This is a genomic window from Plantactinospora sp. CNZ320, assembly GCF_002846275.1.
In genome coordinates this window covers 3,499,911-3,523,819 of the sequence record NZ_PJMP01000001.1, presented here as the reverse complement: position 1 = coordinate 3,523,819, position 23,909 = coordinate 3,499,911, and the positions used below count along the sequence as shown (strand labels likewise).

General features: G+C 73.6%; 24 protein-coding genes and 1 pseudogene. 15 read left to right on the top strand and 10 right to left on the bottom strand.

The features are described 5' to 3' along the window. Window positions 1-6: 6 nt before the first annotated feature. The 4 genes from CLT71_RS15425 to CLT71_RS15410 form a co-directional block, all read right to left on the bottom strand. Window positions 7-1,203: an MFS transporter gene (locus tag CLT71_RS15425; RefSeq protein WP_101367722.1), complete on the bottom strand. Its 1,197-nt coding sequence runs from the start codon at window positions 1,201-1,203 to the stop codon at window positions 7-9. 192 nt (window positions 1,204-1,395) lie between these two features. Next, window positions 1,396-2,079 carry a hypothetical protein gene (locus CLT71_RS15420; RefSeq protein ID WP_101367721.1) on the bottom strand — a complete coding sequence of 228 codons (684 nt, stop codon included), beginning with the start codon at window positions 2,077-2,079 and terminating at the stop codon, window positions 1,396-1,398. Then, window positions 2,076-2,939: an ABC transporter ATP-binding protein gene (locus CLT71_RS15415; protein ID WP_101367720.1), complete on the bottom strand. Its 864-nt coding sequence runs from the start codon at window positions 2,937-2,939 to the stop codon at window positions 2,076-2,078. Before CLT71_RS15415 ends, CLT71_RS15420 begins: the two co-directional genes overlap by 4 nt. Beyond that, entirely contained in the window at window positions 2,936-3,274 is a 339-nt protein-coding gene (locus CLT71_RS15410) for a PadR family transcriptional regulator (protein WP_101367719.1), read from the bottom strand. Before CLT71_RS15410 ends, CLT71_RS15415 begins: the two co-directional genes overlap by 4 nt. A gap of 158 nt (window positions 3,275-3,432) precedes the next feature. On the opposite strand from CLT71_RS15410, the pseudogene CLT71_RS15405 reads away from it, so the two are divergent. The 3 genes and pseudogenes from CLT71_RS15405 to CLT71_RS15395 form a co-directional block, all read left to right on the top strand. Continuing rightward, window positions 3,433-4,002 (top strand): annotated as a pseudogene (locus tag CLT71_RS15405) (ABC transporter ATP-binding protein); the annotation flags it as partial. Beyond that, window positions 3,995-5,530 (top strand): DUF6297 family protein, encoded by a 1,536-nt coding sequence (locus CLT71_RS37015; RefSeq protein WP_101367717.1) that lies wholly within the window; start codon window positions 3,995-3,997, stop codon window positions 5,528-5,530. The pseudogene CLT71_RS15405 and the gene CLT71_RS37015, both read left to right, overlap by 8 nt. 91 nt (window positions 5,531-5,621) lie before the next feature. Next, window positions 5,622-6,740 (top strand): nucleotide disphospho-sugar-binding domain-containing protein, encoded by a 1,119-nt coding sequence (locus tag CLT71_RS15395; protein ID WP_101367716.1) that lies wholly within the window; start codon window positions 5,622-5,624, stop codon window positions 6,738-6,740. A gap of 20 nt (window positions 6,741-6,760) precedes the next feature. Here the strand turns inward: CLT71_RS15395 and CLT71_RS15390 are convergent, their stop codons facing one another. Then, window positions 6,761-7,417, bottom strand: a complete 657-nt coding sequence (locus CLT71_RS15390; protein ID WP_101367715.1) for an alpha/beta hydrolase — start codon at window positions 7,415-7,417, stop codon at window positions 6,761-6,763. A gap of 182 nt (window positions 7,418-7,599) precedes the next feature. On the opposite strand from CLT71_RS15390, the gene CLT71_RS15385 reads away from it, so the two are divergent. The 3 genes from CLT71_RS15385 to CLT71_RS15375 all read left to right on the top strand — a co-directional run bounded on the left by CLT71_RS15385 (window position 7,600) and on the right by CLT71_RS15375 (window position 9,929). Continuing rightward, window positions 7,600-8,493 carry a cellulose binding domain-containing protein gene (locus tag CLT71_RS15385; RefSeq protein ID WP_101367714.1) on the top strand — a complete coding sequence of 298 codons (894 nt, stop codon included), beginning with the start codon at window positions 7,600-7,602 and terminating at the stop codon, window positions 8,491-8,493. Between the two features lie 226 nt (window positions 8,494-8,719). After that, entirely contained in the window at window positions 8,720-9,013 is a 294-nt protein-coding gene (locus CLT71_RS15380; RefSeq protein WP_101367713.1) for a hypothetical protein, read from the top strand. A 79-nt stretch (window positions 9,014-9,092) separates the two neighbouring features. After that, window positions 9,093-9,929, top strand: a complete 837-nt coding sequence (locus tag CLT71_RS15375) for a hypothetical protein (RefSeq protein ID WP_199187606.1) — start codon at window positions 9,093-9,095, stop codon at window positions 9,927-9,929. Between the two features lie 161 nt (window positions 9,930-10,090). On the opposite strand, the gene CLT71_RS15370 is transcribed toward CLT71_RS15375, so the two are convergent. Further along, entirely contained in the window at window positions 10,091-10,942 is an 852-nt protein-coding gene (locus CLT71_RS15370; protein WP_101367712.1) for an SDR family oxidoreductase, read from the bottom strand. Between the two features lie 72 nt (window positions 10,943-11,014). Further along, window positions 11,015-11,491, bottom strand: a complete 477-nt coding sequence (locus CLT71_RS15365) for a hypothetical protein (protein WP_101367711.1) — start codon at window positions 11,489-11,491, stop codon at window positions 11,015-11,017. 112 nt (window positions 11,492-11,603) lie between these two features. Between CLT71_RS15365 and CLT71_RS15360 the strand changes: the two genes are divergently transcribed. After that, window positions 11,604-12,776, top strand: a complete 1,173-nt coding sequence (locus tag CLT71_RS15360; protein WP_101367710.1) for a serine hydrolase domain-containing protein — start codon at window positions 11,604-11,606, stop codon at window positions 12,774-12,776. 37 nt (window positions 12,777-12,813) lie between these two features. Here CLT71_RS15360 and CLT71_RS15355 read toward each other — a convergent pair whose 3' ends face one another. After that, complete coding sequence (locus CLT71_RS15355) at window positions 12,814-13,122, bottom strand: hypothetical protein (protein WP_143743484.1); 309 nt, start codon at window positions 13,120-13,122, stop codon at window positions 12,814-12,816. A gap of 91 nt (window positions 13,123-13,213) precedes the next feature. On the opposite strand from CLT71_RS15355, the gene CLT71_RS15350 reads away from it, so the two are divergent. Next, window positions 13,214-13,852: a hemerythrin domain-containing protein gene (locus CLT71_RS15350; RefSeq protein WP_101367708.1), complete on the top strand. Its 639-nt coding sequence runs from the start codon at window positions 13,214-13,216 to the stop codon at window positions 13,850-13,852. A gap of 57 nt (window positions 13,853-13,909) precedes the next feature. Here the strand turns inward: CLT71_RS15350 and CLT71_RS15345 are convergent, their stop codons facing one another. Both CLT71_RS15345 and CLT71_RS15340 read right to left on the bottom strand, forming a co-directional pair. Next, window positions 13,910-14,575: a response regulator transcription factor gene (locus CLT71_RS15345; RefSeq protein WP_101367707.1), complete on the bottom strand. Its 666-nt coding sequence runs from the start codon at window positions 14,573-14,575 to the stop codon at window positions 13,910-13,912. After that, window positions 14,554-15,891, bottom strand: coding sequence for a sensor histidine kinase (locus CLT71_RS15340; RefSeq protein ID WP_101371474.1), 1,338 nt, complete (start codon window positions 15,889-15,891; stop codon window positions 14,554-14,556). Before CLT71_RS15340 ends, CLT71_RS15345 begins: the two co-directional genes overlap by 22 nt. A gap of 165 nt (window positions 15,892-16,056) precedes the next feature. Between CLT71_RS15340 and CLT71_RS15335 the strand changes: the two genes are divergently transcribed. The 7 genes from CLT71_RS15335 to CLT71_RS15305 all read left to right on the top strand — a co-directional run bounded on the left by CLT71_RS15335 (window position 16,057) and on the right by CLT71_RS15305 (window position 23,834). Next, window positions 16,057-16,956, top strand: a complete 900-nt coding sequence (locus tag CLT71_RS15335) for an ATP-binding cassette domain-containing protein (protein WP_101367706.1) — start codon at window positions 16,057-16,059, stop codon at window positions 16,954-16,956. After that, on the top strand, window positions 16,953-18,635 hold the full coding sequence (locus CLT71_RS15330; RefSeq protein WP_101371473.1) for an ABC transporter permease: 1,683 nt from the start codon (window positions 16,953-16,955) through the stop codon (window positions 18,633-18,635). Before CLT71_RS15335 ends, CLT71_RS15330 begins: the two co-directional genes overlap by 4 nt. A gap of 111 nt (window positions 18,636-18,746) precedes the next feature. Beyond that, window positions 18,747-19,181: a hypothetical protein gene (locus CLT71_RS15325; RefSeq protein ID WP_101367705.1), complete on the top strand. Its 435-nt coding sequence runs from the start codon at window positions 18,747-18,749 to the stop codon at window positions 19,179-19,181. 56 nt (window positions 19,182-19,237) lie between these two features. Further along, window positions 19,238-20,020, top strand: coding sequence for a Clp protease N-terminal domain-containing protein (locus tag CLT71_RS15320; RefSeq protein ID WP_101367704.1), 783 nt, complete (start codon window positions 19,238-19,240; stop codon window positions 20,018-20,020). A gap of 140 nt (window positions 20,021-20,160) precedes the next feature. Continuing rightward, window positions 20,161-21,156 carry an asparaginase gene (locus CLT71_RS15315; RefSeq protein ID WP_101367703.1) on the top strand — a complete coding sequence of 332 codons (996 nt, stop codon included), beginning with the start codon at window positions 20,161-20,163 and terminating at the stop codon, window positions 21,154-21,156. A 116-nt stretch (window positions 21,157-21,272) separates the two neighbouring features. Continuing rightward, window positions 21,273-22,322 (top strand): LacI family DNA-binding transcriptional regulator, encoded by a 1,050-nt coding sequence (locus CLT71_RS15310; protein WP_101367702.1) that lies wholly within the window; start codon window positions 21,273-21,275, stop codon window positions 22,320-22,322. A gap of 180 nt (window positions 22,323-22,502) precedes the next feature. Next, a complete protein-coding gene (locus CLT71_RS15305) occupies window positions 22,503-23,834 on the top strand; it encodes an extracellular catalytic domain type 1 short-chain-length polyhydroxyalkanoate depolymerase (protein WP_101367701.1) in 1,332 nt (443 codons plus the stop codon). Window positions 23,835-23,909 lie beyond the last annotated feature (75 nt).

The following is a 23,909-nucleotide window of genomic DNA, read 5'->3' as shown; positions in this document are numbered from 1 at the left end:
GACGGCTCAGGCGCCGTCGCCTGCCTGCTTGGTGTGCGTCGCCGGGCGTCGGGTCACGGCGAGGACCAGCCAGGCGAGTCCGATCGTCAGCGGGGCGATGGCGAATCCGGCGGTGGCGCTGCCGGTGCCGTCCAGCAGCGGGCCGGTCGCCGCCGCACCGAGCGCACTGCCCACCGAGAAGGCGGTGGCGGCCCAGGCGAACGCCTCTGCGGCGGTACCGGCCGGCGCGACCTCGTCGATCCCGACGAAGGTGATGGTGAGCAGCGGCGGTAGGGCCAGTCCGCTGACCGCCATCAGCGCCAGCATCACCGGCGGGTCGGGAGTGAGCAGCATCGGCAGGTAGCCCAGCGCCAGCGCCGCCGTCGCCCGGGGCAGCGTGCCGTACCGGCGGGTGGTGCGGGACCTGATGTAGAGCAGGCCGCCGGCCAGCGCCCCGACCGCCTGGGCGGCGATCAGCCAGCCGGCCCAGGACCGGGCCCCGGCCGCCTCGGCGTAGCCGGTCGCGGCCACCGCCACACTGCCGACACCGGCACCGACCAGCACCAGCGCGCCGAGGACCACCCGCAGCCGACCGGCGCGGAGCGGGCCGGCCCAGTGTCGTACCGCAGGTACCCCGCGCCAGCGGCGGACCGCCGGGGCGGTGGCGAACCAGACCGTACCGGCGGCCTGGCAGACCGCGGCGGCGGCCAACCCGCCGGCCGGACCGAACGCGGCGACGGCACCGAGGGTGAGCACCGGCCCGACCACGAAGATGAGTTCCTGGGTCGCGGTGTCCAGGGTGTACGCGGTGTGGATCTGCCGTTCCGGCAGCAGGTCCCGCCAGAGCACCCGCAGGCACGCCTCGAACGGCGGCGCACCGAACCCGGCCAGCACTGCGGCACCGACGGTCAGCGGAGTGGCCAGCCCGGCCGCGACCAGCGCGAAACCGGCGGTGGAGACGGCGACCGCCAGCCACAGCACCGGCGGCTGCCGCCAGCGGTCCGCCAGCCGGGCCAGCGTCGGCTGCCCGATCGCCATCCCGGCGGTGTACGCCCCGACCAGCAGCCCGGCCAGGGTCAACGTCATCGTCTCCCGGGCGAAGACCAGCAGGGCCAGCGGTGCCGCGCCGAGCGGGATCCGGCCGAGCAGGCTGCCCGCGAGTACCCGGGCGGTCTGCGGGGTTTTCAGGACGGTGAGCGCGGAGGTGTCGACGGTGGAGGACATGCGTGATCGCTCCCGGAGAAGGGGTGGAGGTGACGGGCCGGTGGACGGGGCGGAACCGGCCGGTCAGGGAGCGAAGTCGGCGCGCTCGTGGTCGTTGCCGTAGAGCGGCAGGTCAGGGGTGATCCAGGTCGCGTACGCGGCAGCGACTGCCTCCAGCGGGATCACCCGGACCACTTTACGGCTCCGGCGGGCTCATTCGAACCGTAAATGCCGGCGCTGGCGCAACCGGATGCCGGAGGCGGTCGCCACCAGCGCGGTCAGTGCCACGGTCAGCACCACGCCGTGCACCAGACCCCGTGCCAGGTAACCACTGTCGGTGTGGTCGATGGCGTACGTGCCGATCTCGCGGCTGAACCAGAACGGCAGCACCCGGGCGACCGAGTTGGACGGGTCCATCACCATCTGCAACCCGACCACGATCAGCAGCACCAGGGTCCCCTCCATCTCGCGGGGCAGGATCACGCTCAGCGCCAGCCCGAAGGGGGCGGCGGTGGCCACCGTCAAAGCCATGATCAGCGCGATGGCGCCGTACCTGACGTTGTCCTGGTCGAAGCGGACGAGCAGGAAGTACGGCACCGACAGCACGGCGCCGACCGTCCACAGTGCCAGCAACCGGCCCAGGTGCAGATGGTGTGCCCGGTAGCCGCAGAGCCGCAGCCGGGGGTCGATGCCCCGGGCGGCGCTGCCGGCGAAGAGGGCGGCGGTGCTCAGCGCCCAGCTCAGCCCGAGACAGACGAACCGGATCGACTGGCCGGTGTGCTGGTCCCGGCGACCGAAGTAGAAGGCCAGCGGAAAGAGCAGCAGGAGCGCGAGTACGCCCCGGCGGCGGAGCACCTCGCGCAGGGCCAGTTCCGCCACCGTCCAGATCTTGGTCATGCCGACATCTCCCTGGCCGGGGTCAGGTCGAGCACGGTGTCGACCCGGTCGAGTTGGTTGAGCAGGTGGGTCACCACGACGATGGCCCGGCCGTCCGCGCGCCACGACCAGAGCTGCTGCCAGAAGTCGAGGTAGGTGCCCCGGTCGAAGCCCTGGTAGGGCTCGTCGAGCAGCAGCACGTCCGGTTCGCCGAGCGCGGCCATCACCAGATTGAGCTTCTGCCGGGTGCCGCCGGAGAGATGCCGGGCCTGGGTCCGGCCGGCCGGATCCCAGTCCAGTGCGGCGGCGTGCTCCCGGCCCGCCACCCGGGCCTGCGCCCGGTCCAGCCCGCGCCCGGCACCGACAAGCACGAAGTGCTCCTCCGGATAGAGGAAGTCGGCGGTGCCGCCGGACTGCGGGCAGTAGCCGAGCCGGCCGTGCACCCGGACCCGGCCGGAGTCCGGGCTGAGCAGGCCAGCGCAGATCTGCAGGAAGGTGCTCTTGCCGGCACCGTTCGCTCCGACCACGGCGGCGATCTCGCCGGCCCGTACCGTCAGGTCCACCCCGGCCAGCACCGGGCGCCGGCGGTAGCGCTTGGTGATGCCGCGCACCTCCAGCCGGACCGGGCCGGGCGGCTGCGGCGGTCGGGCCGGCGCGGCCACCCGGGCCGCTGCGGCGCCGCCTGCGGGTCGCGGCGCGCCGAGGCTCTCCGCCACGGCCGACGCGTACGTCCCCGGCGGGCCGAAGACCTGCAACGGCGGTTCGCCACTGTCCCGCAGGTGCGTGGCGGCCTCGGCGACCACGTGTCGGACGAGGTCCGGGTCGAGGCCACGCCTGTGCAGTTCACCGGCGAGTGCCTGAAGCCATCCGTCGGAGTTCACCGTGTCTGCACCTCCCGCAGGACCGTCGCCACCCCGGTGGCGAAGGCGTCCCAGTCGACGGCGGTCCGGCGCAACGTCTCGACGCCGGCCGGAGTGATCCGGTAGTACTTGCGGGCCGGGCCGGCCGCGCCCTCCCGCCACTGCGCGCTCACCAGGCCGGTCCGTTGCAGCCGGAGCAGCACCGGATAGAGGGTGCCGCCCTGGATCGGGCCGATGCCGCTCGCGTCGAGGGACTGGGCCAACTCGTATCCATAGGACTCCCGGCGGTGCAGCAGGGCGAGGACGCACAGGTCGAGCACCCCGCGCAACCACTGGCCACGCCGTTCCTGATCCACGGCGAAGAAGGTAGCACAACCATCTAGCTGGCACAGCAATCTAGCGCGACGTCGGTACGCTGCCTCGGGTTCACTGGTGCGCGAACGGGGGAGAGATGATCCTGCGTACCGAGGAGCTGGACGTCGGCTACCGCGACCGGGTACTGCTCCGGGGGCTGCGGCTCGCCGTCGACGCCGGAGACGTGCTCGCGGTCACCGGGCCGAACGGCGCCGGCAAGTCCACCCTGCTGCGCTGCCTCGCCGGGCTGCTCCGGCCACTCGCCGGCCGGGTACTGGTCGACGGGACACCGGCCGACGAACGCTCCCCGGCGTTCCGGCGTGCCGTGGCGAGCCTGCTGGAGAACGCCGCCTGGTATCCGAACCTGACCGCCGGTGAACACCTCGAACTGGTCCGGCTCGCCAACCGGCCGGTACCGCCCGGCTGGTTTCCCGCCGACGAACTGGCCGCCCGGCTCGGCGTCACCCGCTTCGCGTCGGTACTGCCCGGACGGCTCTCCACCGGCCAACGCCAACGGCTGGCCCTCGCCCTGGTGCTGGCCCGGCCCAGTCGACTGCTCCTGCTCGACGAGCCCGAACGGCACCTCGACGAGGCGGGGCGGACTGCCCTCGGCGGCCTGCTGCGCGAGTACGCCCGCCGGGCCGGAGCAGTCGTGCTGGCCAGCCACGATCCGGTGCTGATCGCGGCGGCCGGGGCCGCGCCGCTGACCGTACCGGCCGAACATGCCTGACCCGTCGACACCGCTCTCCGCCGCCCCGGTCCTGGGCTGGCTGCGCGCTCGTGGCCGGGCCGGGACGCGCCCCGGCACGTACGTCGAGCGGTTCTACGTCGGACTGCTCGCGGTGCTGGTCGGCGGCGCCGTACTCGCCGGCACCGCGCCAGGGCTCGTCGCCCTGCTCAGCCACGGCCGACCGGGCGCCCCACCGCCGGGCATCCTGCTCGCCGCCGGCCTGCTCTGGTACGCCGCCATGCTGCTCGGGGCGGCCCGGCTCGGCCCGCTGGCCGCCGCACCGGCCCGGCTCGGCTGGCTGCTGTCGAGCCCGACCAGCCGGCGCGGCCTGCTCCGGGCGACCGCGCTCGGGGTGCTCGCCCTGGCCGTCGTCGCCGGCCTGCTGCACGGCGCCTTCGTGGCCTGGGCATCGACGTCCCCGACGGAGTCGCCGGTGCTGCTGGCCGGCGGCGTCGCCGGGCTGGCCGTCGGCGGGCTCGCCGCCCTCGCGCAGACCTTCACCGACGGGCCCACCGCGCTGCTGGAGCGCTGCGCACTGCTGCTCGGCGCCGCCGCCGGGGTGCTGATGCTCGCCCCCGCCGGGCGGTTCACCGCCGTCGCGGCCCTCGGCCCGTGGGCGTGGCCGCAGGCGGTCGCCGACGGCATGCCGGCCGGCCCGCTGGCCGCCGCCGGGGTCGTGGCCGTCGGCGTCGCCGGTCTCGCGTTGCTCCGGCTCGACCGGGTACCGCGAAACAGTCTGGCCGCCGGTGGCGCCCTGGTGCAGAGCCTCTCCACGGGTGTCGTCACGCTCGACCTCGGCACCGCGGCCCGGGCCGTGCAGGACCGCCGGTGGGCGGGCCGGTCGCCCCGGCGTACCGGCCTGCCCCGGTGGCCGGGTCGGCTCGCCGTACTCGCCCACGACCTCACGGCGCTGCGCCGGTCGCCGGGACGGCTGGCGGTGACGGCCGCTGCCCTGCTGCCGCCGGCACTGCTCGCCGGGATCGCCGGCCCCGGGCCGGTGCTCGCCGGCACCTGGCTGCTCTGCGGGTTCGTCGCGCTCGGCGCGGTGACCGGCAACGCCCGGCGGGACCGGGACCTGCCCGCGCTGGGCCGGCTGCTCGGCCTCTCCGGCCGGGCACTGCTCGCCGCCCGGCTGCTCCTGCCCGTCCTCGTCGGCACCGGCTGGGCCGCCGGGTCGCTGGCGCTGCTCGCCGGAGACCTGCCCGGGGCCGGTCCGGCCTGGCTGCTGCTCGGGGTGGCGGCCGGCCCCGGCCTGGCCGCCGGTGCGCTCCGGGCCGCCCGCCGGGGCGCGGTCCGGCACGACCTGCCGCCGCTGGTCACCCCGATGGGCATGGTCCCGACCGGCCCGCTGCACCGGCTGGTCACCGGGGTCGACCTCGGAGGGCTCGGTACCCTGCCCACACTGCTCGCCCTCGGCACCGCCGATCCGGCCGGTGCCGTTGCTGCGCAGGCGATCGGCTCGTTGCTCGCGGTCGCCGGTCTGGTGGTGGTGGCCGGCGCGACGGACCGGCGGCCCGCCATCCGCTGAACCCTCCCAAATCGACGGTTACCGGTTACCCAGCCGGGGTTGCCTGCCAACCGCGAGGGGAGGCGGAACAGAGATTCACTACGCTTGCCCCATGCGGGTCCTCTTCGCGTCTGCGCCGTTGCTCGGACATGTCTTCCCGATGGTGCCGCTCGCCGAGGCGCTCCGGGAGGCCGGTCATGAAGTATTGCTCGCCACCGGCGGTGACGGCCTCGCCGTACGCCGGACCGGGCTGCCGGTCGAGGACATCGCCCCCGGGTTCCGGTTCGACCGGATCGCCCGGCGGACCATGCTGCGCCATCCGCTGATCGCCCGGGCCGAGCTGGCCGGCCGGGCCGGCACCCGGGGCGTCGGGCTGCTCTTCGGCGCCGCCAACGAGCAGATGATCGACGGCCTGGTCACCCTGGCCGACCGCTGGCAGCCGGACCTCGTAGTGCACGAACCGCTGGCCGTCTCCGGCGCGCTCGCCGCCGCCCGCCGGGCGGTGCCGGCGGTACTGCACGAGAACTCGCTCTTCGACGGCACCGAGCTGGTCCGGGTGACCGCCGCCCGACTGGTCCGGGCACAGCAGCGCAGCGGGATCGGCAGCCTGCGCCCGAGCGCCGCCACCCTGACCATCGCCCCGCCCAGCGTGGTCGGCGAGCGGGCCGGCTGGCCGCTGGGCGGGATACCGTCCACCGGGGTCGGCGAGCTGCCGGAGTGGCTCCGGGAGCCGGGCGGGCGGCCGAGGATCCTGGTCAGCCGCAGCACGGTGGCCGGCCCGGGCGGCGGAAACCTGATGACGGCGGTGGTGCGGGCCGCCGCCGGGGTCGACGCCGAGTTCGTACTGGTCCGCCCCGACCGTCGGGTGCTGCGGCACGCGCCGTTGCCCGACAACGTCCGTACCGTCGACTGGATCCCGATCAACGCCGCCCTGCCGAACTGCGTCGGGGTGGTGCACCACGGCGGGGCCGGCTCGGTGCTCGGCGCACTGGCGGCGGGCGTACCGCAGCTCGTGGTGCCCGGCCCGGGCGACCGCCGGCACAACGCGGAGCTGGTGGCGGCCCGGGGTGCCGGGCTGGCCGTACCCGAACGGGCGATCACCGGGGCCGAGCTGACCCGACTCGTCACCGACCCGGGCCTGCGCTCGGCCGCCGACGAGGTACGCCGGGAGATGGCCGCGATGCCGGCGCCCGCCGACCTGGTACCCCGGCTCGAAGCGCTGCTCGGCTGAGCGACGCCGCGGCGGGGCGGTCAGGTCGGCAGGTTCGCTTCGAGGAAGGCGGCGATGAGGGCGCGGATGTCGGGCCGGTGCAGCGGCAGCTCGTGACCGCCGTGCGTGACAAGCGAGTGCACCGGATGCCCGGCCCGGAGCAGCGCCGAGGTCAACGCGACCGCCTGGCCGACCGGTACGGCGGCGTCCGCGAAACCGTGCGCGAGCAGCACCGGCACCCGGTTGCCGTTGCCGACATGGCTCGACGGATTCGCGTCCACGGTCGCCGGATCACCGGCCGTGGCCGGGTGGCCCAGCAGCGCCTCCCACGGGTTGTCCCCGCGACGTGTCCGGAGGAACTCCTCGTCGAGCGGATCGACAGGCGTCCAGAAGGCGAGTACCCCGTCGACGTCACCGGGCTCGGCCACGCCGCGCAGCCCGAGGTGCAGGGCGAGGTGGCCACCGGCCGAGTCACCGGCCACCAGGAACGGCAGCCCTGCCGACCGGGCCCGGGCCAGTGGCTCCCGCGCCGCCGCCCGGATGTCGGCGAGCTGCGCCGGCCAGGTGGCCTCGGAACTGAGCCGGTAGCGGCCCTGCACCACCGTCAGCCCGTGCTCGGCCAGCGCCGCGCCGTCCTCGTCCGCCCAGGCGCGCCAACCGCCGCCCGGCAACCACAGCACGATTCCCCGTTCACTCATCGGTCAAGAATGATCGCCGCCGCCCCGTCTGGCCAGCCGAACCTGCCCGGGTCCGCTCACGGCGTAACCGCGGCCGTCCCGTCATCCTTCGAACGCCCCCCAGCCGGGGAGTCCATCGCCCCAGCAGGGCAGTCGGACACGCTGTATTGATAAACATGCATATGGTCAATACCATCCTCGCCATGCGCTCCCGCCGCGTCTCCGCCGTCGCCCTCCTCGCCCCGCTGCTGAGTCTGCTCGCCGTCGGCGTAGCCCGGGCCGACGATCCGCCGAGGCTGACCACCCCCGGCGTCCCGGTCGTGCTGGCCAACGAGCCGCACACCCTCACCCTGACCTGGGCGCCCGCGACGTGGGCGAGCGACCCGGCCGGCGAGGACCCGATCATCTACGAGGTGCGGGCGTTGCTTGGCGCGAACGTCTACCGCAACCTCGGCAGCACGAGCGACACCACCCTCACCGTGACCGACCTGGCGCCCGGCACCGAGTACCGGATCGCGATCGGCGCGTACGCGTTCAACGCCTACTCCGACAACTCGCCCGAGATCAACCTCCGCACCGCGTACGGCCGGGCGAAGGTCAGCTACCTCAACCTGGACTGGTCCCCGACGAACAACCAGATCCACTATGCACTCCAGATCGTCAACACCGGTGGCGAGCCACTCGACCTCAACTACGTCCGGGTGCGGTACCACCTGACCTTCGAGGGCGGCAACACCGACCTGGTGCTGAACTGTGACTGGGCAGCGCTCGGCTGCGACCGGGTCCGCCGCACCCTGCAGTACTTTCCGCCGCCCGGCGGGCCGAGCAGCACGCCGATGCCGACGCCGACGCCGACCGTCTTCCCTCCACCGGGTACGCCGATTCCCGGTTGGGTGGAGCTGACCATCCCCGGCGCGGTTCTCGGCCCCGGCGCCTCGTCCGGGCCAATCTACCTGCGCTTCCACCGGCAGAGCTGGAGCGCCATCAACGAGCGCGACGACCGAAGCTGGCGGGCCGCCACCGGCGCGTGGATCGAGAACGGCCGGGTCACCCTCGACGTCGACGGGGTACGCGAGTTCGGTGACACGTCCTCCTGAACGGGACGGTGCCGACCGGCGGGGCCGCAGTCGACCGAGGCACCTCCTCGGCGCGGTGGCCACGCCGCCTCGACCGGCGGCGGACCTCGGTTCGGCCGGTCCGGGCTTCCCCGGCGTGACCAGGGCCTCCCCGGCTCGGTGAGCGGGCGCGGGTGACCCGAGGTAGTTTGGGTTGATGCTTTCCGTCGCGTTGGTCCGCCCCGTGTGGTGGATAGCGTGCCGGTCAGTGCGGTTCGTGACCGCCCTGGTGTTGATGGGCCTGTTGCTGGGCTCCGGTGGAGCCGGGACCGGACTTTCCAGCCCGGCCCTCGCCGGGGTCGGGCCGCAATCCGCCGCCGCACAACCGATGCCTGCCGCCTCGCGGTCGACTGTGGAGGATGGCGCCCGGGCGGACGCGCCCGTCGCCGGCCCGCTCGACGTGCAGCCGGATCGGCAGGTGCTCGGGGTGCCGGCCGGGACATGGCCCGCCGGTGACGCGTACGCCCGGGTGGTCGGGCCGCGCGCACCCCCGCTCGGCTGAGGACCGGTCGCGCCCCGACCGCTTCCGGTCCGGCCCCGTCGACTCCTCGTCCGCATCGTCCACCCCGTGAGGTGCCGCAATGGAAAACGTGCTGTTCGACTTCCTGATCGAGGTGACCCGGGCCAGCGCCTTCTGGCTCGTACTGCTCGGGCTCGTACTCGCGGCGGGCATCTGGCTGGTCGTCCGCCCGGGTGCAGCCACCGCCGTCGACCCGCCGAACGACGACTCCGGTTACGACGTGGCGGCACGGGACGCCGAGGGACGCCGCGAACGACTGGTGGCCCGGGCGACCGAGCTGCACCGGTACGCCGAGGAGGTGGCGGTCGCCGCCGAACGGTCCACCGTCACCGCCCAGCGGCGCCGGGACGAGTGGCTGGCGGCGCAGGAGGCGGTCGAGTCGACCTGGCAGGCGTACGAGGAGGCGGACGCTGCGGCCCGCCGGCTCGGTGCCGCCGCCGTACTGCCCGAGCCGCGCACCCCGCGCACCCCGGCCGAGTACGCCGACCGGGAACGGTTCCTGCACCGGGCCGCGATGGCGGCGTGCACCCGGAAGGAACTGACTGTACTGCAACTCAGTGACGCACTGGCCAACCGCAACGGCTGGGATCCGCGCCGGCATCCGGCCGAGCAGGAGATCCTGCTCCGTCGGGCGGCCCGGGACAGCCTGCTGGCCGCGCACCGGGCGGCCGAGGAGCGGGAACGGGTCGCCTGGCGGGACGCCGAGGTGGCCGCCGCGGCGGCCCGAAGCCTCCGGGAGGAGGCGTTCGCCGCTGCCAGCCGCGCTGCGGCACTGCGGCGCTGGCTGCCGTCCACGGCGGTGACGTCGCCGGAGCCGGCAAGCGAGGGAGTCCGCCAGCAGGAGACCGCTCGTCAGCACGAGACCGCCCGCCGGTGGCGCGCGGCCCGCGCCGGCTGATCCCGCCAACCGGCTCGGTGTGCCGGCTGACCCTGCCGACCGGCTCGGTGTGCTGGCTGATTCTGCCGGCCGGCTCGGTGTGCCGGCTGATCCTGCCGACAGGCCCGGTGTCGGCGCTTCGGAGGGGGGCGGGCCTGGCGTCCGGGTCTCCGACGGGCGGTTCAGGATTGGTCGGGTGCTGCCCAGACGTCGGGCGCCTCGGGGTCGAGGCCGAGGGCGGAGCGTCCGCCGTCGACCGGCAGTACCACTCCGGTGAGCAGGCTCGACTCGGGGGAGAGCAGGTGTGCGACGGTGGCGGCGACCTCGTCGGGCCGCCCGACCCGCCCGATCGGGTGCAGCCGTCGCATGTCCCGTTCGATCCGTTCGGCAGCGGCCGGTTCCGCCCCGGTGAGCAGGTCGGCGTAGCGCTCGGTCGCGATCGAGCCGAGCGCGACCGCGTTGACCCGGATGCCGTACCGGCCGTACTCCACGGCGAGAGCGCGGGTCAGTCCTTCCACTGCCGCCTTCGCCGTCGCGTACGGCAGGCAGCCCGGTACCGGCCGCTGGGCCTGGTGTGACGAGACGTTGACGATCGCGCCCGGGGTGCCGGTGGCGAGGAAGCGCCGGATCGCCGCCGCGCAGCCGACCACGGTGGCGTCGAGGTTGCCGGCGATGAGGTCCAAGATCTCCCGGGCCGGAGTGTCGTGCAGCGAGGCGTCCCGGAACACCGCGGCGTTGTTCACCCAGCCCCGCAGCGGGCCGGCGGCGCTCGCCTCGTCGGCTGCGCGTTCCGCCACCGCCTCGTCGGCGGCGTCGCCGTCGACCACCACCAGCCGTCGTGCGGCGGGATGACCGGCCAGCCGGGAAGCCGCGTCAGGATCGCGTTCCAGCACCACCACCCGGTCGGCGCTGCCGAGCAGACGTTCCACGATCGCCAGGCCGATGCCCCGGGCACCACCGGTGACCACATAGGACCCTGCACCGTCGAGATCGGACAGTTTCGGCTCTGGCACCGGGCCGGGTGGGTACGACATCGCCCCACGGTAGGTCACCCGACGCCGGTCCGCCTTAATCTCGGGCGCCCGGGTACAGCAGGGCTGGGGCCGTCAGTTCGACGGCCGGGGCGGTGCGACGTTGCGGAACCGCTCGTGTGCCGACTGCCGGCTGATGCCGAGCGCGCTGCCGATCTCGGCCCAGGAGAGCCCGGCCTCCCGGGCCGCCACCACGGCGCGTTCGATAAGTGGCCGCTGCCAGCGTTCCACCTCGGCGAGGATGCCCAGCGCCTGCAACGGCCAGGTCGTGGCGAGTTCGGCGACGTTGTCCCGGAGCGTGTCGGATCGGTTCAGCAGCCAGCCGGGCGGGGTGGCGGCCAGGATCGGCTTGACGTGTCCGCCCCACTCGGAGGTGGCCATCCAGCGTCCCTCGTCGGCGGGTGGATAGTCGCTGGCGCCGGTCCAGCCGCAGGAGCACCGGGCCCGATAACCGACAGTGCCGGCGGGCTCGGTTGCGGCGGTGCTCAGCGTCCCGTCCGGCAACCGGAACCCGATCAGGTTCGCGTGCCCCGAAACAAGTTCCTCCGCCATCGGGCAAGCATATGTCTGTCAGGGTTCCCTGACGAGTAATGTCAGGGTACCCTGACAAGATCTTCCGGGTGTCGTCGTCCGGAGCCAGCCCATCCCCGAAGGGAAGCGTGTGATGTCCGTGGTCAGCGGCACGGTGGAAGTCGGTTACGAACCGGTCCGGGAGGCGTTCCTGGCGAACTTCGAGGCCCGGTCCGAGATCGGCGCCGCCGTCAGCGTCTATCGGCACGGCCGGGAGGTGGTCCGGCTCTGGGGCGGCACCGCCGATCCGAGCACCGGTCGACCCTGGCGGGAGGAGACCCTCCAGGTGATCTACTCCGCCACCAAGAGCGTGCCGGCGGCCTGCGCGCACCTGCTGGCCCAACGCGGGCAGCTCGACCTCGCCGCCCCGGTCGCCGAGTACTGGCCGGAGTTCGCCGCGGCCGGCAAGGACAGCATCCCGGTCCGGTGGCTCCTCTCCCACCAGGCGGGGTTGCCGGTGCTCGACCGATCGGTTCCCCGGGCGGAGGCGCTGGCCTGGCACCCGGTCGTCGAGGCGTTGGCCGCCCAGGCGCCGGTCTGGGAGCCGGGCACGGCGCACGGCTACCACGGGCTGACCTACGGCTGGCTGGTCGGCGAGGTGGTGCGCCGGATCTCCGGCCGAAGCCTGGGCACGTACTTCGCCGACGAGATCGGCAAGCCGCTCGGGCTGGACTTCTGGGTCGGCCTGCCCGCCGCCGAGACGCACCGGGTCAGTCGACTCGTCGAACAGCCGGCCCCGCCGCCGGCTCCCGAGTCGGTACCCGAGCAACTGCGGGAGATCCTCGCCGCGTACACCGATCCGACCTCGCTGACGGTCCGGTCGGTGACGGTGACCGACCCGCCGCTCGACCTCGCCGACCCCGCTACCTGGACGGCCGAGATCCCCGCCGTGAACGGCATCTGCACGGCATCGTCACTGGCCCGGTTCTACGCCGGCCTGATCGGTGAGGTCGACGGGATCCGGATCCTCGACGCCGCGACGCTGGCCACCGCCACCACCGAACAGGCCAGCGGCGTCGACCGGGTACTGCTGACGCCGACCCGCCCGGCGCTCGGTTTCGGTCTCCCCCTGCCGGATCAGCCCTGGTGGTCGCCGACCGCCTTCGGCTTCCCCGGGCACGGGGGTTCGCTCGGGTATGCCGATCCGGAAAGCGGCGTCGCCTTCGGGTACGTGACCAACGGCCTGCGGGTCAGCATGGGTCCTGACCCCCGGACGACCAGCCTGGTCGAGGCGCTCCGAGCGGTGGTCTCCGGCCAGCCGGACTGACCACGGCCGGACTGACCAAGCCAGGTCAACCGCCCGATCAGCCGGGCGCGGCGCGGACCCGGCGGCTCAGTCCCCGGGTCCGTCGCCGCCAGCCGGTACCGGGGTGCCACGACTCGATCACGAGATGGTCGGCGGGGGTACCGACGTACGTCAGCACCACCTCGGTGATGTCGATCCGGAAGAAGCCGGCCCCCACGTGCGGGTTGTCGGCCGGTGCCGGAATCGCGACGACCCGGCCGGCCAGTTTGGCGTCACCGGGCCAGCTCTCCGGCGCGTCGGCGGGCGGTTCGAGGGTCGGGCTGTGTACGGCGATCCTCGGGTCCCGCCGCACGTCGAGCAGCTTCAAGCCGACCCAATCTACCGCCGCCCGGCCGATGATCACCTGAGCCGGCGTGACGGATAATCGAGACTTCCGCAGAAGATCGTGAAGGTAGCTCATGACCACCCAGAACGACTGGTTGACCCGGCGGACCGGTGTGCTGCCGACCGCCCCGCCGACCGAGCGGCTCAGCCCGAAGAGCGTGCTGGACGAGGAGACCCGGCCCACCGCGCCGGAGCCGCCACCCGAGGTCACCTTCACGCACCAGGGCCGGTACGCCGGCCGGCACCTCGTCGACGTGCACGACCACTACCGGGCGGAACTTCGGCAGGTGCGCGACCTCCTCCAGCAGGTCAGGGAGGGCGCCGCCCAGGTCGGCGACGCCCGCGACCAGCTCAACATGATGACGATCCGGGCCAACGACTGGACCCTCGGCGGGGTCTGCCAGGCCCAGTGCCGCGCGGTGGCGACCCACCACACCATGGAGAGCCAGGGCATCTTCCCGCACCTGCGGCGCAGCCAGCCGGACCTGGCGGCGGTACTGGACCGGTTGCACTCCGAGCACCTGGCGATCCACGAGGTGCTGGAGGGGGTCGACGCGGCGCTGGTGCACCTGGCCCGCAATCCCACCGACTACGGCCCGATCAGCGAGGCGATCGACCTGCTCACCGACACCCTGCTGTCGCACTTCGCCTACGAGGAGGCGCAGTTGATCGGCCCGCTCGCCCGGCACGGCTTCTATCCCGGCCAGGTCTGACTGAACGGTAAGGAAGGGCCCCCGCATATACAAAAAACGATATGCGGGGGCCCTTCCTTACCGGCCGGTGAGATAGGTCAGCACCGCGAGTACCCGGCGGTTGGTCTCCTCGGTCGGCGGCAGGTCGAGCTTGGCCAGGATGTTGCCGACGTGCTTGCCGACGGCCGCCTCGGAGACCACCAGCACCCGGGCGATCGCCGCGTTGGAGCGCCCCTGCGCGACCAGCGCCAGCACCTCCCGCTCCCGGGCGGAGAGCCGGGCCAGCGGGTCGCGCCGCCGACGCAGCAGTTGGCGTACCACCTCGGGGTCGACGACCGTGCCGCCGGCCACCACCTGGCGGAGCGCGTCGACGAACTCCGCCACGTCGACCACCCGGTCCTTGAGCAGGTAGCCGACCCCGCGACCGCCGCCGGAGTCGAGCAGGTCGGCGGCGTAGCTCTGCTCGACGTACTGGCTCAGCGCCACCACGGCCAGCCCCGGGTGCGCCTGACGCAGCCGTACCGCCGCCCGCAGCCCCTCGTCGGTGAAGTCCGGCGGCATCCGGATGTCGGTGAGCACCAGATCCGGGGCGTACGTCCGCACCGCCTCGCCGAGCGCCTCCGCGTCACCGACCGCGGCGACCACCTCGAAGCCGAACCGGCCGAGCAGCCCGGCCAACCCCTCCCGGAGCAGTACGCCGTCCTCGGCGAGGACCACCCGGATCAGCTCTCGTTCGGGCCGCACGGCAACTCCACACGTAACAGGGTCGGCCCGCCGAGCGGACTGGACAGCAACATTCTCCCGTCGACGCCGGCCACCCGGTCGGCCAGCCCGGTCAGCCCGCTGCCCAGCCCCGGATCGGCACCGCCCCGGCCGTCGTCGGCGACCTCGATCGTCAACCTGTCGGCCCGCAGCCGTAGCGAGACCGTCGCCGCCGTCGCCCCGCTGTGTTTGGCGACGTTCGTCAGCGCCTCGGCGACGACGAAGTACGCCGTACCCTCCACCGGGTTCGGCAGCCGGCCCGGCAGCGCCACCTCGACCGTCACCGGTACCGCCGAGGAGTCGGCGAGGTCGCGTACCGCCGCCGGCAGGCCGCGATCGGTGAGCACCTTGGGATGGATGTTTCGGATCAGCTCCCGCAGCTCGGTCATGAAGAGTTTCGCCTGCTCGTGCGCGTCCGCCACCGCCGCCGCACCCGGGGTGTCGGGTGGGATCTCCAGCCGGGCCAACCCGAGTTGCAGGGTGAGGCTGACCAGCCGCTGCTGTGCCCCGTCGTGCAGGTCGCGTTCGATCCGGCGCCGCTCGGCCTCGAAGGCGTCCACCAGCCGGGCCCGGGACCTGGTCACCTCCACCAGTTCGGTACGCAGCCGCTCACCGCTGCCGCCGCCGAGCAGCATGCGGGCCAGCGCAGCCTGCCCGGCGGCGAGCAGCGCCAGCGGGTACGGCGAGACGGCCAGCAGGACCAGCCCGAGCAGCGCGTACGGCACCGCCTCCGGGACCGTGCCGACCTCGGCCCACCCGATCGAGATCGGGCCGTCGTCGATCCGCACCAGCAGCGGGCTGGCGATCAGCACCACGACCAGGAGCAGCAGCGTCAGGGCGGTGCCGGAGAGCAGCAGCCCGACCGTGCCGAGCAGTCCGGCGTGCAGCAGGGCCAGCCAGGTGGCCGGTTCGGCGTACCGGGTCAGCAGCCACGACCACGGGCCGGGTGCCGGGGGAGTGCGGTGCCCGGAGCGGACCGGCCGGGTGTCGACGAGGCGCAGCCGGAGTCGCTCCACCCCGGCCAGCGGCAGCGCCACCAGCGGCCCGAGCCCGGCGAGCAGCACCGCCCCGAGCAGTGGCAGCAGCACCAGCGTGCCGAGTGGCAGTTCGGTGATCCCGGCGCCCCGGCTGAGCAGATAGAGCCAGGGCAGGGCGAGCAGCCCCAGCGGGGTGGCGGCGGCGAGCGCCACCGGCGGGGTACTCGCCAGGTACGCCAGCGCGCGCCACGGCCAGCCGGTCAGCGGGAACCGGCGTCGACTCAGCGATTCCAGCAGCGTACGGGGGGCGGGCCGGGGCACGGTCACCACGCTAGTGCGCCGGCCGGGGCCCGCCCATGCCGCTGGCGATAGTCCGCCGGGTATGCCCAGCCCTACCTCGAATCCGGTGTCTGCTGCCCGTGCCGGCGACCCCGCCCCGGTGGTCTGCTCGGTGAACCGCTCGAATCCGATCTCCGGGAGGCGCCAGTGCACGCCCGTCCAACGTTCGAACTGCGCGACATCGTGAAGGTCTACCGGGGCGGCCACCGGGCGGTCGACGGCGTGACGCTGCGACTCGGTGCGGGGGTGTTGGGCCTGCTCGGGCCGAACGGGGCCGGCAAGTCCTCGCTGATCCGGATCGCCGCCACCGTCACCCGGCCGACAAGCGGGCAGCTCCGCTTCGACGGCGCCGACGTGCTGGCCCGGCCGGACCTGCTGCGCCGGGTGCTCGGCTATCTGCCGCAGGACTTTGGGGTCTATCCGCAACTGACCGCCCGGGAGTTCCTCGGTTTCCTCGCCGCAGCCAAGGGGCTGCCGGCGCGGGTGGCGCGGCGCCGGATCGACGAACTGCTGGAGCTGGTCAACCTGACCGGTGCCGGCAAGCGTCCGCTGGGCGGGTACTCCGGTGGCATGCTGCGCCGGGTCGGCATCGCGCAGACGTTGCTGGCGGATCCCCGGGTACTTGTGGTGGACGAGCCGACCGCCGGGCTGGACCCCGAGGAGCGGGTCCGGTTCGGCAACCTGCTCGGCGAACTGGCCGCCGACCGGGTGGTGGTGCTCTCCACGCACATCGTCTCGGACGTCGAGTCGGTGGCCGGCGAGATCGCCGTCGTCGCGCAGGGGCGGATCCGCCGCCGGGGTACCCCGGCAGAGCTGCTCCGGGCGGTCGACGGTCGGGTGTGGGAGCTGCTCGCCGATCCGGCCGAGGTGCCCCGGCTCCAGGCCGGACACCTGGTCAGCCGGATCGTCCGGACCCCGTCCGGGGTACGGGTCCGGCTGCTGTCGGCGCAGCCGCCCGGCCCGGACGCCAGCCGGGTACCACCCGACCTGGAGGACGCCTATCTGGACGCGATCCACCAGCCGATCCAGTGGCCGGTACCCCGATGAGCGTCCTCGGTGCCACGACACTGCGCGCACCCGTCGCGATCGCCGTCGCCGACTTCCGGGAGCGGGTACGCCGCCCGGCGTACGCGGTGGTGCTGGCCGCCGCCGTCGGCCTCGGCTACCTGGCGCTGCCCGACCTCGACGGCCGCTGGGTCGTCGTCAACGCCGGGGTGTACCGGGGCGTCTACAACAGCGCCTACGTCGGCACCGTCACCGCGCTCGCCGGGGCGCTCTGGCTGACCGTCGCCGGCTTCTACGTGATCCGGGGTGCCGTCGTCCGGGACGAGCGCACCGGGGTCGGGCAGCTGCTCGCCGCCACCCCGCTGTCCCGGTGGGGCTACCTGGCCGGCAAGTTCCTCAGCAACCTGCTGGTGCTCGGCTCGATGCTCGGCGTCCTCGCCGGCACGGCGGTGCTGATGCAGATCGCCCGGGGTGAGGACCGGGCGGTCGACCCGGTCGCGCTGCTGTTGCCGTTCGCAGTGCTCGCCCTGCCGGTGCTGGCGGTGACGGCCGCGATCGCGGTGTTCTTCGAGACCGTACCGCCGCTGCGGGCCGGGTTCGGCAACATCGTCTGGTTCTTCCTGGCGATGGTCGGGATGATCGCCGGACAGGGGCAGGACGCGCCGCTGGGCGGGCTCGGCGTGCACCAGGTGGCCCGGTCGGTGCAGGACGGACTGGTCGAGGCGGGGCTGCGACCCGGCGGCGAGTTCAGCCTGGGGTTGATGTATCTCGACACTCCACTGCGGACATTCGAGTGGTCCGGGCTCGCCCCGGACGCCGGGTTCGTCGGCCAGCGGCTGCTGCTCGGCCTGGTCGCGGTCGGCATCGCGGTTCTGCCGGCGCTTTGGTTCGGCCGCTTCGACCCCGACCGTACCGGCCGGCGCCGGCAGCCCGCCCCGACCGCTGCGGCACCGTTTCCGCCCGTACCCGCAGCGTTTCCGTCGGTTCCGGCGCCGCTTCCGGCTGGCGGGTGGCAGTCGGCCCGGCCGCGCTTCGTCGACGCCGCGCCCTCCTGGTTGCGCGCCGCCGAGGGTTCGGCAGATCTGCCGGTACGCCGTGCCGGGCTTCGCGCGGTCGACGGGCTGGGCCGGCTGCTCGGCGGTGAGCTGCGGGTACTGGCCCGTACCGCGTCGCGCTGGTGGTGGCTCGGGGCCGGGCTGCTCGCGGTGGCCGGCGCGGTGGCACCGCTGTCGGCCGTACCGGCGGTGGTGCTGCCACTGGCCTGGATCTGGCCGGTACTGCTCTGGTCCCGGCTCGGCGCGCAGAGCCACGAGTACGGCCTGACCGGGCTGCTCGGTGCCTGTCCGGCGCCACGCCGCCGGATGCTGGCCGAGTGGCTCGCCGGGGTGGCCCTGGCCGGGTTGACCGGACTGGTGCCGATGCTCCGGATGCTGCTGGCCCAGGACGCTCCCGGGCTGGCCGCCTGGGCCGCCGGTGCGCTCTTCGTGCCCGCGCTGGCGCTCGCGGCGGGAGCGCTCAGCCGGAGTCACCGCCCCTTCCAGGCCGGCTACCTCGCCCTCTGGTACTCCGCCTGCAACGGCATAGCCGCGCTCGACTTCATGGGCGCCGTACGCGTCGACGGCCGCCCGGTCGGACCGGCACCGCTGCTGGTGGCCGGCGGCGCACTCGCCCTGCTCGGCCTCGCCTTTCTGGCCGGCGCTCTCCGGCACGCCCGCCGTTGAGGTGCCGTCCACTCCGTCCGCCCCGTCCGCCCCGTCCGCCCCGTCCGACCTGTCCACTCTGCCTGTCAAGTTGAACTTGACGGCTGATCCTGTCAAGGCTAACTTGACGGCATGGATCGATTTCTGGAAACCGCGCTCACCGTGGACATCGCCGCCGCTGCCGGTGCGGCGGCCGACGCGGCGGTCAACGAGGCCAGCCGGCAGGCCGACCTGCTGATCGGCGGCCGGCCGGCCCCCGGCAGCCCCGAGTGGACGGCCGAGCAGGAGGGGGCGGCCGGGCGGCAGCGCGAGATCGCGGCCCAGTTGTTGCACTTCCGGATCGTGCTGGCGTCCGGCGTCGACCCGTTCGGCAGCGTCGTCGGGCTGCGTCGCTGGGGCGTGACCTGGGAGTTGATCGCCCGAGCGGCCGGGGTCACCCGGCAGGCGGCACACGAGCGCTGGGGGCGGCGGGTGCTCGGGACCCTTGACCCGTACGGCACCGGCGAGCTGGGTGGGCCGGTCGCCGACGACGAGGCGGACCTGCGGCCCCAGAATGGGGGTTGCTGATAACCCCATCGGGGTTATAGTGGGGGTAGTCGCGGCGCCGACGGAAGGAGTCCGGGATGCCGAAGATCAACGTCTATCTACCCGACGAGCTGGCCGAGGCGGTGCGGGTCGCCGGGATTCCGGTCTCGGCGGTCTGCCAGCGCGCACTCGAACAGGCCGTACGCCGGGTCACCGCGATCCGGGAGACCGCCCTCGGCGACCTCGACGACGCCGACCTGGCCACCCGGCTGCCGAACTTCACCCCACGGGCCCGCAGCACGGTGCTGCTGGCGGTCGACCGGTCCCGGGAGGAGGGTTCGGCGGTGGTCGGCACCGTCCACCTGCTCGCCGGGATGCTGGCCGAGGGGACCAACCTGGCCCTGCACGTCCTGCGCGCCGAGGAGATCGAGCCGGATCGGGTGCTCCAGGATCTCGCCGGTCAACCCACCGCCGAGCCGGGCGGCGACCCCGACGACAGCCTGCACTTCAGCGGGCCGGCGGCGAACGCCCTGGAGTTGGCCGTCACCGAGGCGACCGCGTTCGGCCACAACTACGTCGGTTGCGAACACCTGCTCCTCGGGCTGGTCGCCGAGCCCGACGGTGTCGGCGGGCAACTGCTGCGGTCGCTCGGCGCCGAACTGCGGCTGACCCGCCGGGCCGTGGCGGCGGCGCTGGCCGGCTACGTCCACCTGCGGGCCCAGACCCAGACCCCGACACCTGCGCAGTCGTCCGGCAGCGCCGTGCCGTCGCCCGAGGTCGCCGCGCTGCTGGCCGCTGCGGTACGCCGGGAACTCCAGCCGATCGTCGCCCGGCTCGAACGGCTGGAGGAGCGGGCCGGCCGGACCGACCCGGTCGACTGACCGGGCGGGCCGGGATGCACAGGATCGTGCCGGCGGTCGCCGCGACGGTGACCTTCCTGCTGGTACTCGCGCTGCCGTTGCTCACCGACCTGCCTGGGTAGTGCACCTGGCGCGGGTCCGCCACCGGAGAGGATCCTCACGTGCCCGGTCGGGTACTGCTGCTCGCCACCAAGGACACCATCGCCTACTCGACCGGCCCCGGACGGGAGGGCGTCGCCTCCGGGGCGGAGTTGCTCGGCACGATTCCGCCGGAACGGCTCGGCGCCGAGGTGGCGGTCGAGGACGTACTCGCCGAGCCGAGCTGGGACACCAGCCCCGGCACGATGGCCGGACTGGCCCGCCGGGCCCGTTCGGCGATCCTGGCCGACGGGTACGACGGGGTGGTGGTCAGCCACGGCACCGACACCCTTGAGGAGACCGCCTACCTCACCGACCTGCTGGCCGGCCCGGCTGCCCGACGCGGCACGATCGTCTTCACCGGCGCGCAACGGCAGTTCGACGAACTCTCGCCCGACGGGCCGCGCAACCTGGCGTCGTCAGTCGCAGTCGCGGCCGATCCACTGCTGCGCGGGGCTGGCGTGGTGGTCTGCGTCGACGACGAACTGCACGCCGCCCGCTGGGCGAGCCTGGTCGACGCCACCACGGTCCGGGGGTTCTCCTCGGCACCGTTCGGGCCACTCGGCCGGGTGCTCGGGGAGCGGGTCGAACTGCTCGCCCCGGCACCACCCCGGCCACCGGAGGCGTACGGCGAACCGGAGTCGGAGGTGGCGCTGCTGAAGACGTACCCGGGAATGGACGCCGGGCTGCTCGGCGCGGTGGTGGACGCGGGCGCCCGGGGTGTGGTGCTGGAGGGGACCGGGCCGGGCAACGTCCCGGCCAGCCTATTCGCCGCGATCGCCGAACTGATCGACTGGGACGTCCCGGTGGTGGTGGCCTCCCGGTGCCGGACCCGGACGGTCGACCTGGCGGAGTTGCCGCCACCGGCCGGGCTGGCCGCCCGGGTCGGCGCGCTTGGCGCCCGGGGCCTGCCGGCCGGCAAGGCGCGGGCAGCCCTGATGGTGGCGCTCGGTGACGGTGGTGGGGTGGCGGCGGCCCGGGACTGGTTCGACCGGCTGGTCCCACCGCACGGTCGGTGACACCGCAGTCGGCCCACCCCCGAGCCGTCGGAGCTGCGGGGTCACTCCACTCCGGTCGGACGGTGCGGCCGCTGCCGGGACGGTGTCGTCGGTCGATGTTCGCGTAGGCTGCGGCGATGACCGGCACCAATCCGCAGGCGGCCCGGAGCGGGCGTGGCAGGGTGCTCACCGTTGCCAAGATCGCCCGGCTGGCCGGGGTCTCCGCGCCGACGGTGTCCCGGGTCATCAACGGGCAGACCGGGGTGGCGCTGGAGACCCGCAAGCGGGTCGAGACGATCCTGCGGGAGCACGGCTACCGCCGGCCGGGCGGGTCGACCTCGGTGGCGATCGTGGAGCTGGTCTTCCACGCCCTGGAGAGCCTCTGGGCACTGGAGATCATCCGAGGGGTCGAGAAGGTGGCCCGGGAGCACGACCTGGCCGTCGTGCTCACCGAGATGCAGGGGCGGCTGACCCCGGGGCGCGCCTGGACCGAGCAGGTGCTGACCCGGCGCCCGATCGGGGTGATCGCGGTCTTCTCCGAGCTGACCGTCGCGCAGCAGTCGCAGCTCGCCACCCGGTCGATCCCGCTGGTCGTGCTGGACCCGACGGGGGAGCCGCTGCACCAGACCCCCTCGGTGGGCGCGACGAACTGGAACGGCGGGCTGGCCGCCACCCGGCACCTGCTGGACCTCGGGCACCGACGGATCGCGATGCTGAGCGGACCGCCGGAATGGCCCTGCTGTCGGGCCCGGCTCGACGGTTACCGGGCGGCGATGGACGCGGCCGGGGTACCGGTGGATCCCGAACTGGTACGGATCAGCACCCTCTACGTCGAGGGCGGCCTCGCCGACGGCCGGGAGTTGCTGGCGCTGTCCGACCCGCCCACCGCGATCTTCACCGCCAACGACCTCCAGGCACTCGGGGTCTACGAGGCGGCCCGACGGGCCGGGGTACGCATCCCGGACGAGTTGAGCGTGGTCGGCTTCGACGACCTCTCCTTCACCCGCTGGTCCGGGCCGCCGATGACGACGATCCGCCAGCCGCTGGAGCAGATGGGGGTGACCGCCGCCCGCATGATCATCGAACTCGCGGCGGGCCACACGCTGGACCAGCACCGGGTCGAGCTGGCGACCGAACTCGTCGTACGGGAGAGCACCGCTGCGCCGTCGGGTCGTACCCCCGGCTGACCGGCCTGCGGCACGACATCTGGCTGACCGGAGCTGTTGCACGACATCGTGTCGAACTCATGATAGTCAATGTCTTGTGTATTGAAACATTCCCATTGATACTTTGGGATGTTTCAAGTGGCAGGACGCCCCGGATCGGCCTTCCGTGATCGCGCCTCGCCGGGTGGAGAGAGGATCGGGATGCGACGACTCGTACGCGCGCTCGCCGTCGCGACAAGCGCGGTGGTGCTCAGCGCGGGCCTGGTGAGCCTGACGCTGCCCACGCCGGCCTCGGCGGCGGCGCTGACCGAGGTGACGAACTTCGGCACCAACCCCAGCAACCTGCGGATGCACCTGTACGTGCCGGACCGGTTGGCGGCGCGTCCGGCGATCGTGGTGGCGGTGCACTACTGCACGGGTACCGGCCCAGCCTTCTACTCCGGTACCCAGTTCGCCTCGCTGGCCGACCGCTACGGCTACATCGTCATCTACCCCTCGGCGACCCGCAGCGGCCAGTGTTTCGACGTCTACTCGCAACAGGCGCTGCGCCGCGACGGTGGCAGCGACCCGGTTTCGATCGTGTCGATGGTCCGGTACGTGCAGCAGCGCTACACCACCGGGCAGGTCTTCGCCACGGGTGTCTCCTCCGGCGCCATGATGACCAACGTGCTGCTCGGCAACTATCCGGACGTCTTCACCGCCGGGGCCGCCTTCGCCGGTGTGCCACACAGTTGCTTCGCCACCACCGGCGGCTCCACCTGGAACAGCGAGTGCGCCAACGGCCAGATCATCCGTACCGCCCAGCAGTGGGGTGACCTGGTCCGGGCCGCGTACCCGGGCTACACCGGTGCCCGGCCCCGGATGCAGCTGTGGCACGGTACGAACGACGAGACACTGCGCTACCCGAACTTCGGCGAAGAGATCAAGCAGTGGACCAACGTGCACGGGCTGAGCCAGACCCCGACCTACACCGACACGCCGCAGTCCGGCTACACCCGTACCCGGTACGGCGGCAGCGGCCCGCAGGCGCCGGTCGAGGCGATCAGCATGCAGGGGGTGTCGCACAACCTGCCGGTGAACGCGGCCGAGGCGATCCGCTTCTTCGGGCTCGACAGCACCCCGTCACCGACCGCCACGCCGACCCCGACCAGGACTCCGACGACCGGGCCGACCGGTACCCCCCCGCCCACCCAGACGCCGACCCCACCGCCGGCCGGCGGCTGCGCGGTCAGCTACACGGTGAACGCCTGGAACAGCGGGCTGACCGCCGCGATCACCATCACCAACCGGGGCACCGCCGCCATCAACGGCTGGACGCTCTCCTTCACCCTGCCGGCCGGGCAGAGCATCACCTCGGGATGGAACGCCTCCTACAGCCCTAGCAGCGGTGCGGTGACCGCCCGCAACGCCAGCTACAACGGCACCATCGCCCCGAACGCGTCGGTCGGGATCGGCTTCCAGGCCACCCACACCGGCAACACCGGAAGGCCGGCCTCGGTGAGCCTGAACGGAACGGCCTGCACGCTGAGCTGACCGGGCGACGTACCCGGTCGGCCCCTGTCCGTTATCGAAGCGCGACGGGCCGCGCGAGGGAGGGGCGGGTTGCCG

What these genes read in the sequence shown, in the direction of transcription:
- CLT71_RS15375 (WP_199187606.1), top strand. Translation starts at nt 9,093, where the DNA reads ATGGAAAACGTGCTGTTCGACTTCCTGATCGAGGTGACCCGGGCCAGC.
- CLT71_RS15320 (WP_101367704.1), top strand. Translation starts at nt 19,238, where the DNA reads ATGCCGAAGATCAACGTCTATCTACCCGACGAGCTGGCCGAGGCGGTG.
- CLT71_RS37015 (WP_101367717.1), top strand. Translation starts at nt 3,995, where the DNA reads ATGCCTGACCCGTCGACACCGCTCTCCGCCGCCCCGGTCCTGGGCTGG.
- CLT71_RS15425 (WP_101367722.1), bottom strand. Translation starts at nt 1,203, where the DNA reads ATGTCCTCCACCGTCGACACCTCCGCGCTCACCGTCCTGAAAACCCCG.
- CLT71_RS15330 (WP_101371473.1), top strand. Translation starts at nt 16,953, where the DNA reads ATGAGCGTCCTCGGTGCCACGACACTGCGCGCACCCGTCGCGATCGCC.
- CLT71_RS15365 (WP_101367711.1), bottom strand. Translation starts at nt 11,491, where the DNA reads ATGGCGGAGGAACTTGTTTCGGGGCACGCGAACCTGATCGGGTTCCGG.
- CLT71_RS15420 (WP_101367721.1), bottom strand. Translation starts at nt 2,079, where the DNA reads ATGACCAAGATCTGGACGGTGGCGGAACTGGCCCTGCGCGAGGTGCTC.
- CLT71_RS15350 (WP_101367708.1), top strand. Translation starts at nt 13,214, where the DNA reads ATGACCACCCAGAACGACTGGTTGACCCGGCGGACCGGTGTGCTGCCG.
- CLT71_RS15310 (WP_101367702.1), top strand. Translation starts at nt 21,273, where the DNA reads ATGACCGGCACCAATCCGCAGGCGGCCCGGAGCGGGCGTGGCAGGGTG.
- CLT71_RS15360 (WP_101367710.1), top strand. Translation starts at nt 11,604, where the DNA reads ATGTCCGTGGTCAGCGGCACGGTGGAAGTCGGTTACGAACCGGTCCGG.
- CLT71_RS15325 (WP_101367705.1), top strand. Translation starts at nt 18,747, where the DNA reads ATGGATCGATTTCTGGAAACCGCGCTCACCGTGGACATCGCCGCCGCT.
- CLT71_RS15385 (WP_101367714.1), top strand. Translation starts at nt 7,600, where the DNA reads ATGCGCTCCCGCCGCGTCTCCGCCGTCGCCCTCCTCGCCCCGCTGCTG.
- CLT71_RS15305 (WP_101367701.1), top strand. Translation starts at nt 22,503, where the DNA reads ATGCGACGACTCGTACGCGCGCTCGCCGTCGCGACAAGCGCGGTGGTG.
- CLT71_RS15370 (WP_101367712.1), bottom strand. Translation starts at nt 10,942, where the DNA reads ATGTCGTACCCACCCGGCCCGGTGCCAGAGCCGAAACTGTCCGATCTC.
- CLT71_RS15395 (WP_101367716.1), top strand. Translation starts at nt 5,622, where the DNA reads ATGCGGGTCCTCTTCGCGTCTGCGCCGTTGCTCGGACATGTCTTCCCG.
- CLT71_RS15390 (WP_101367715.1), bottom strand. Translation starts at nt 7,417, where the DNA reads ATGAGTGAACGGGGAATCGTGCTGTGGTTGCCGGGCGGCGGTTGGCGC.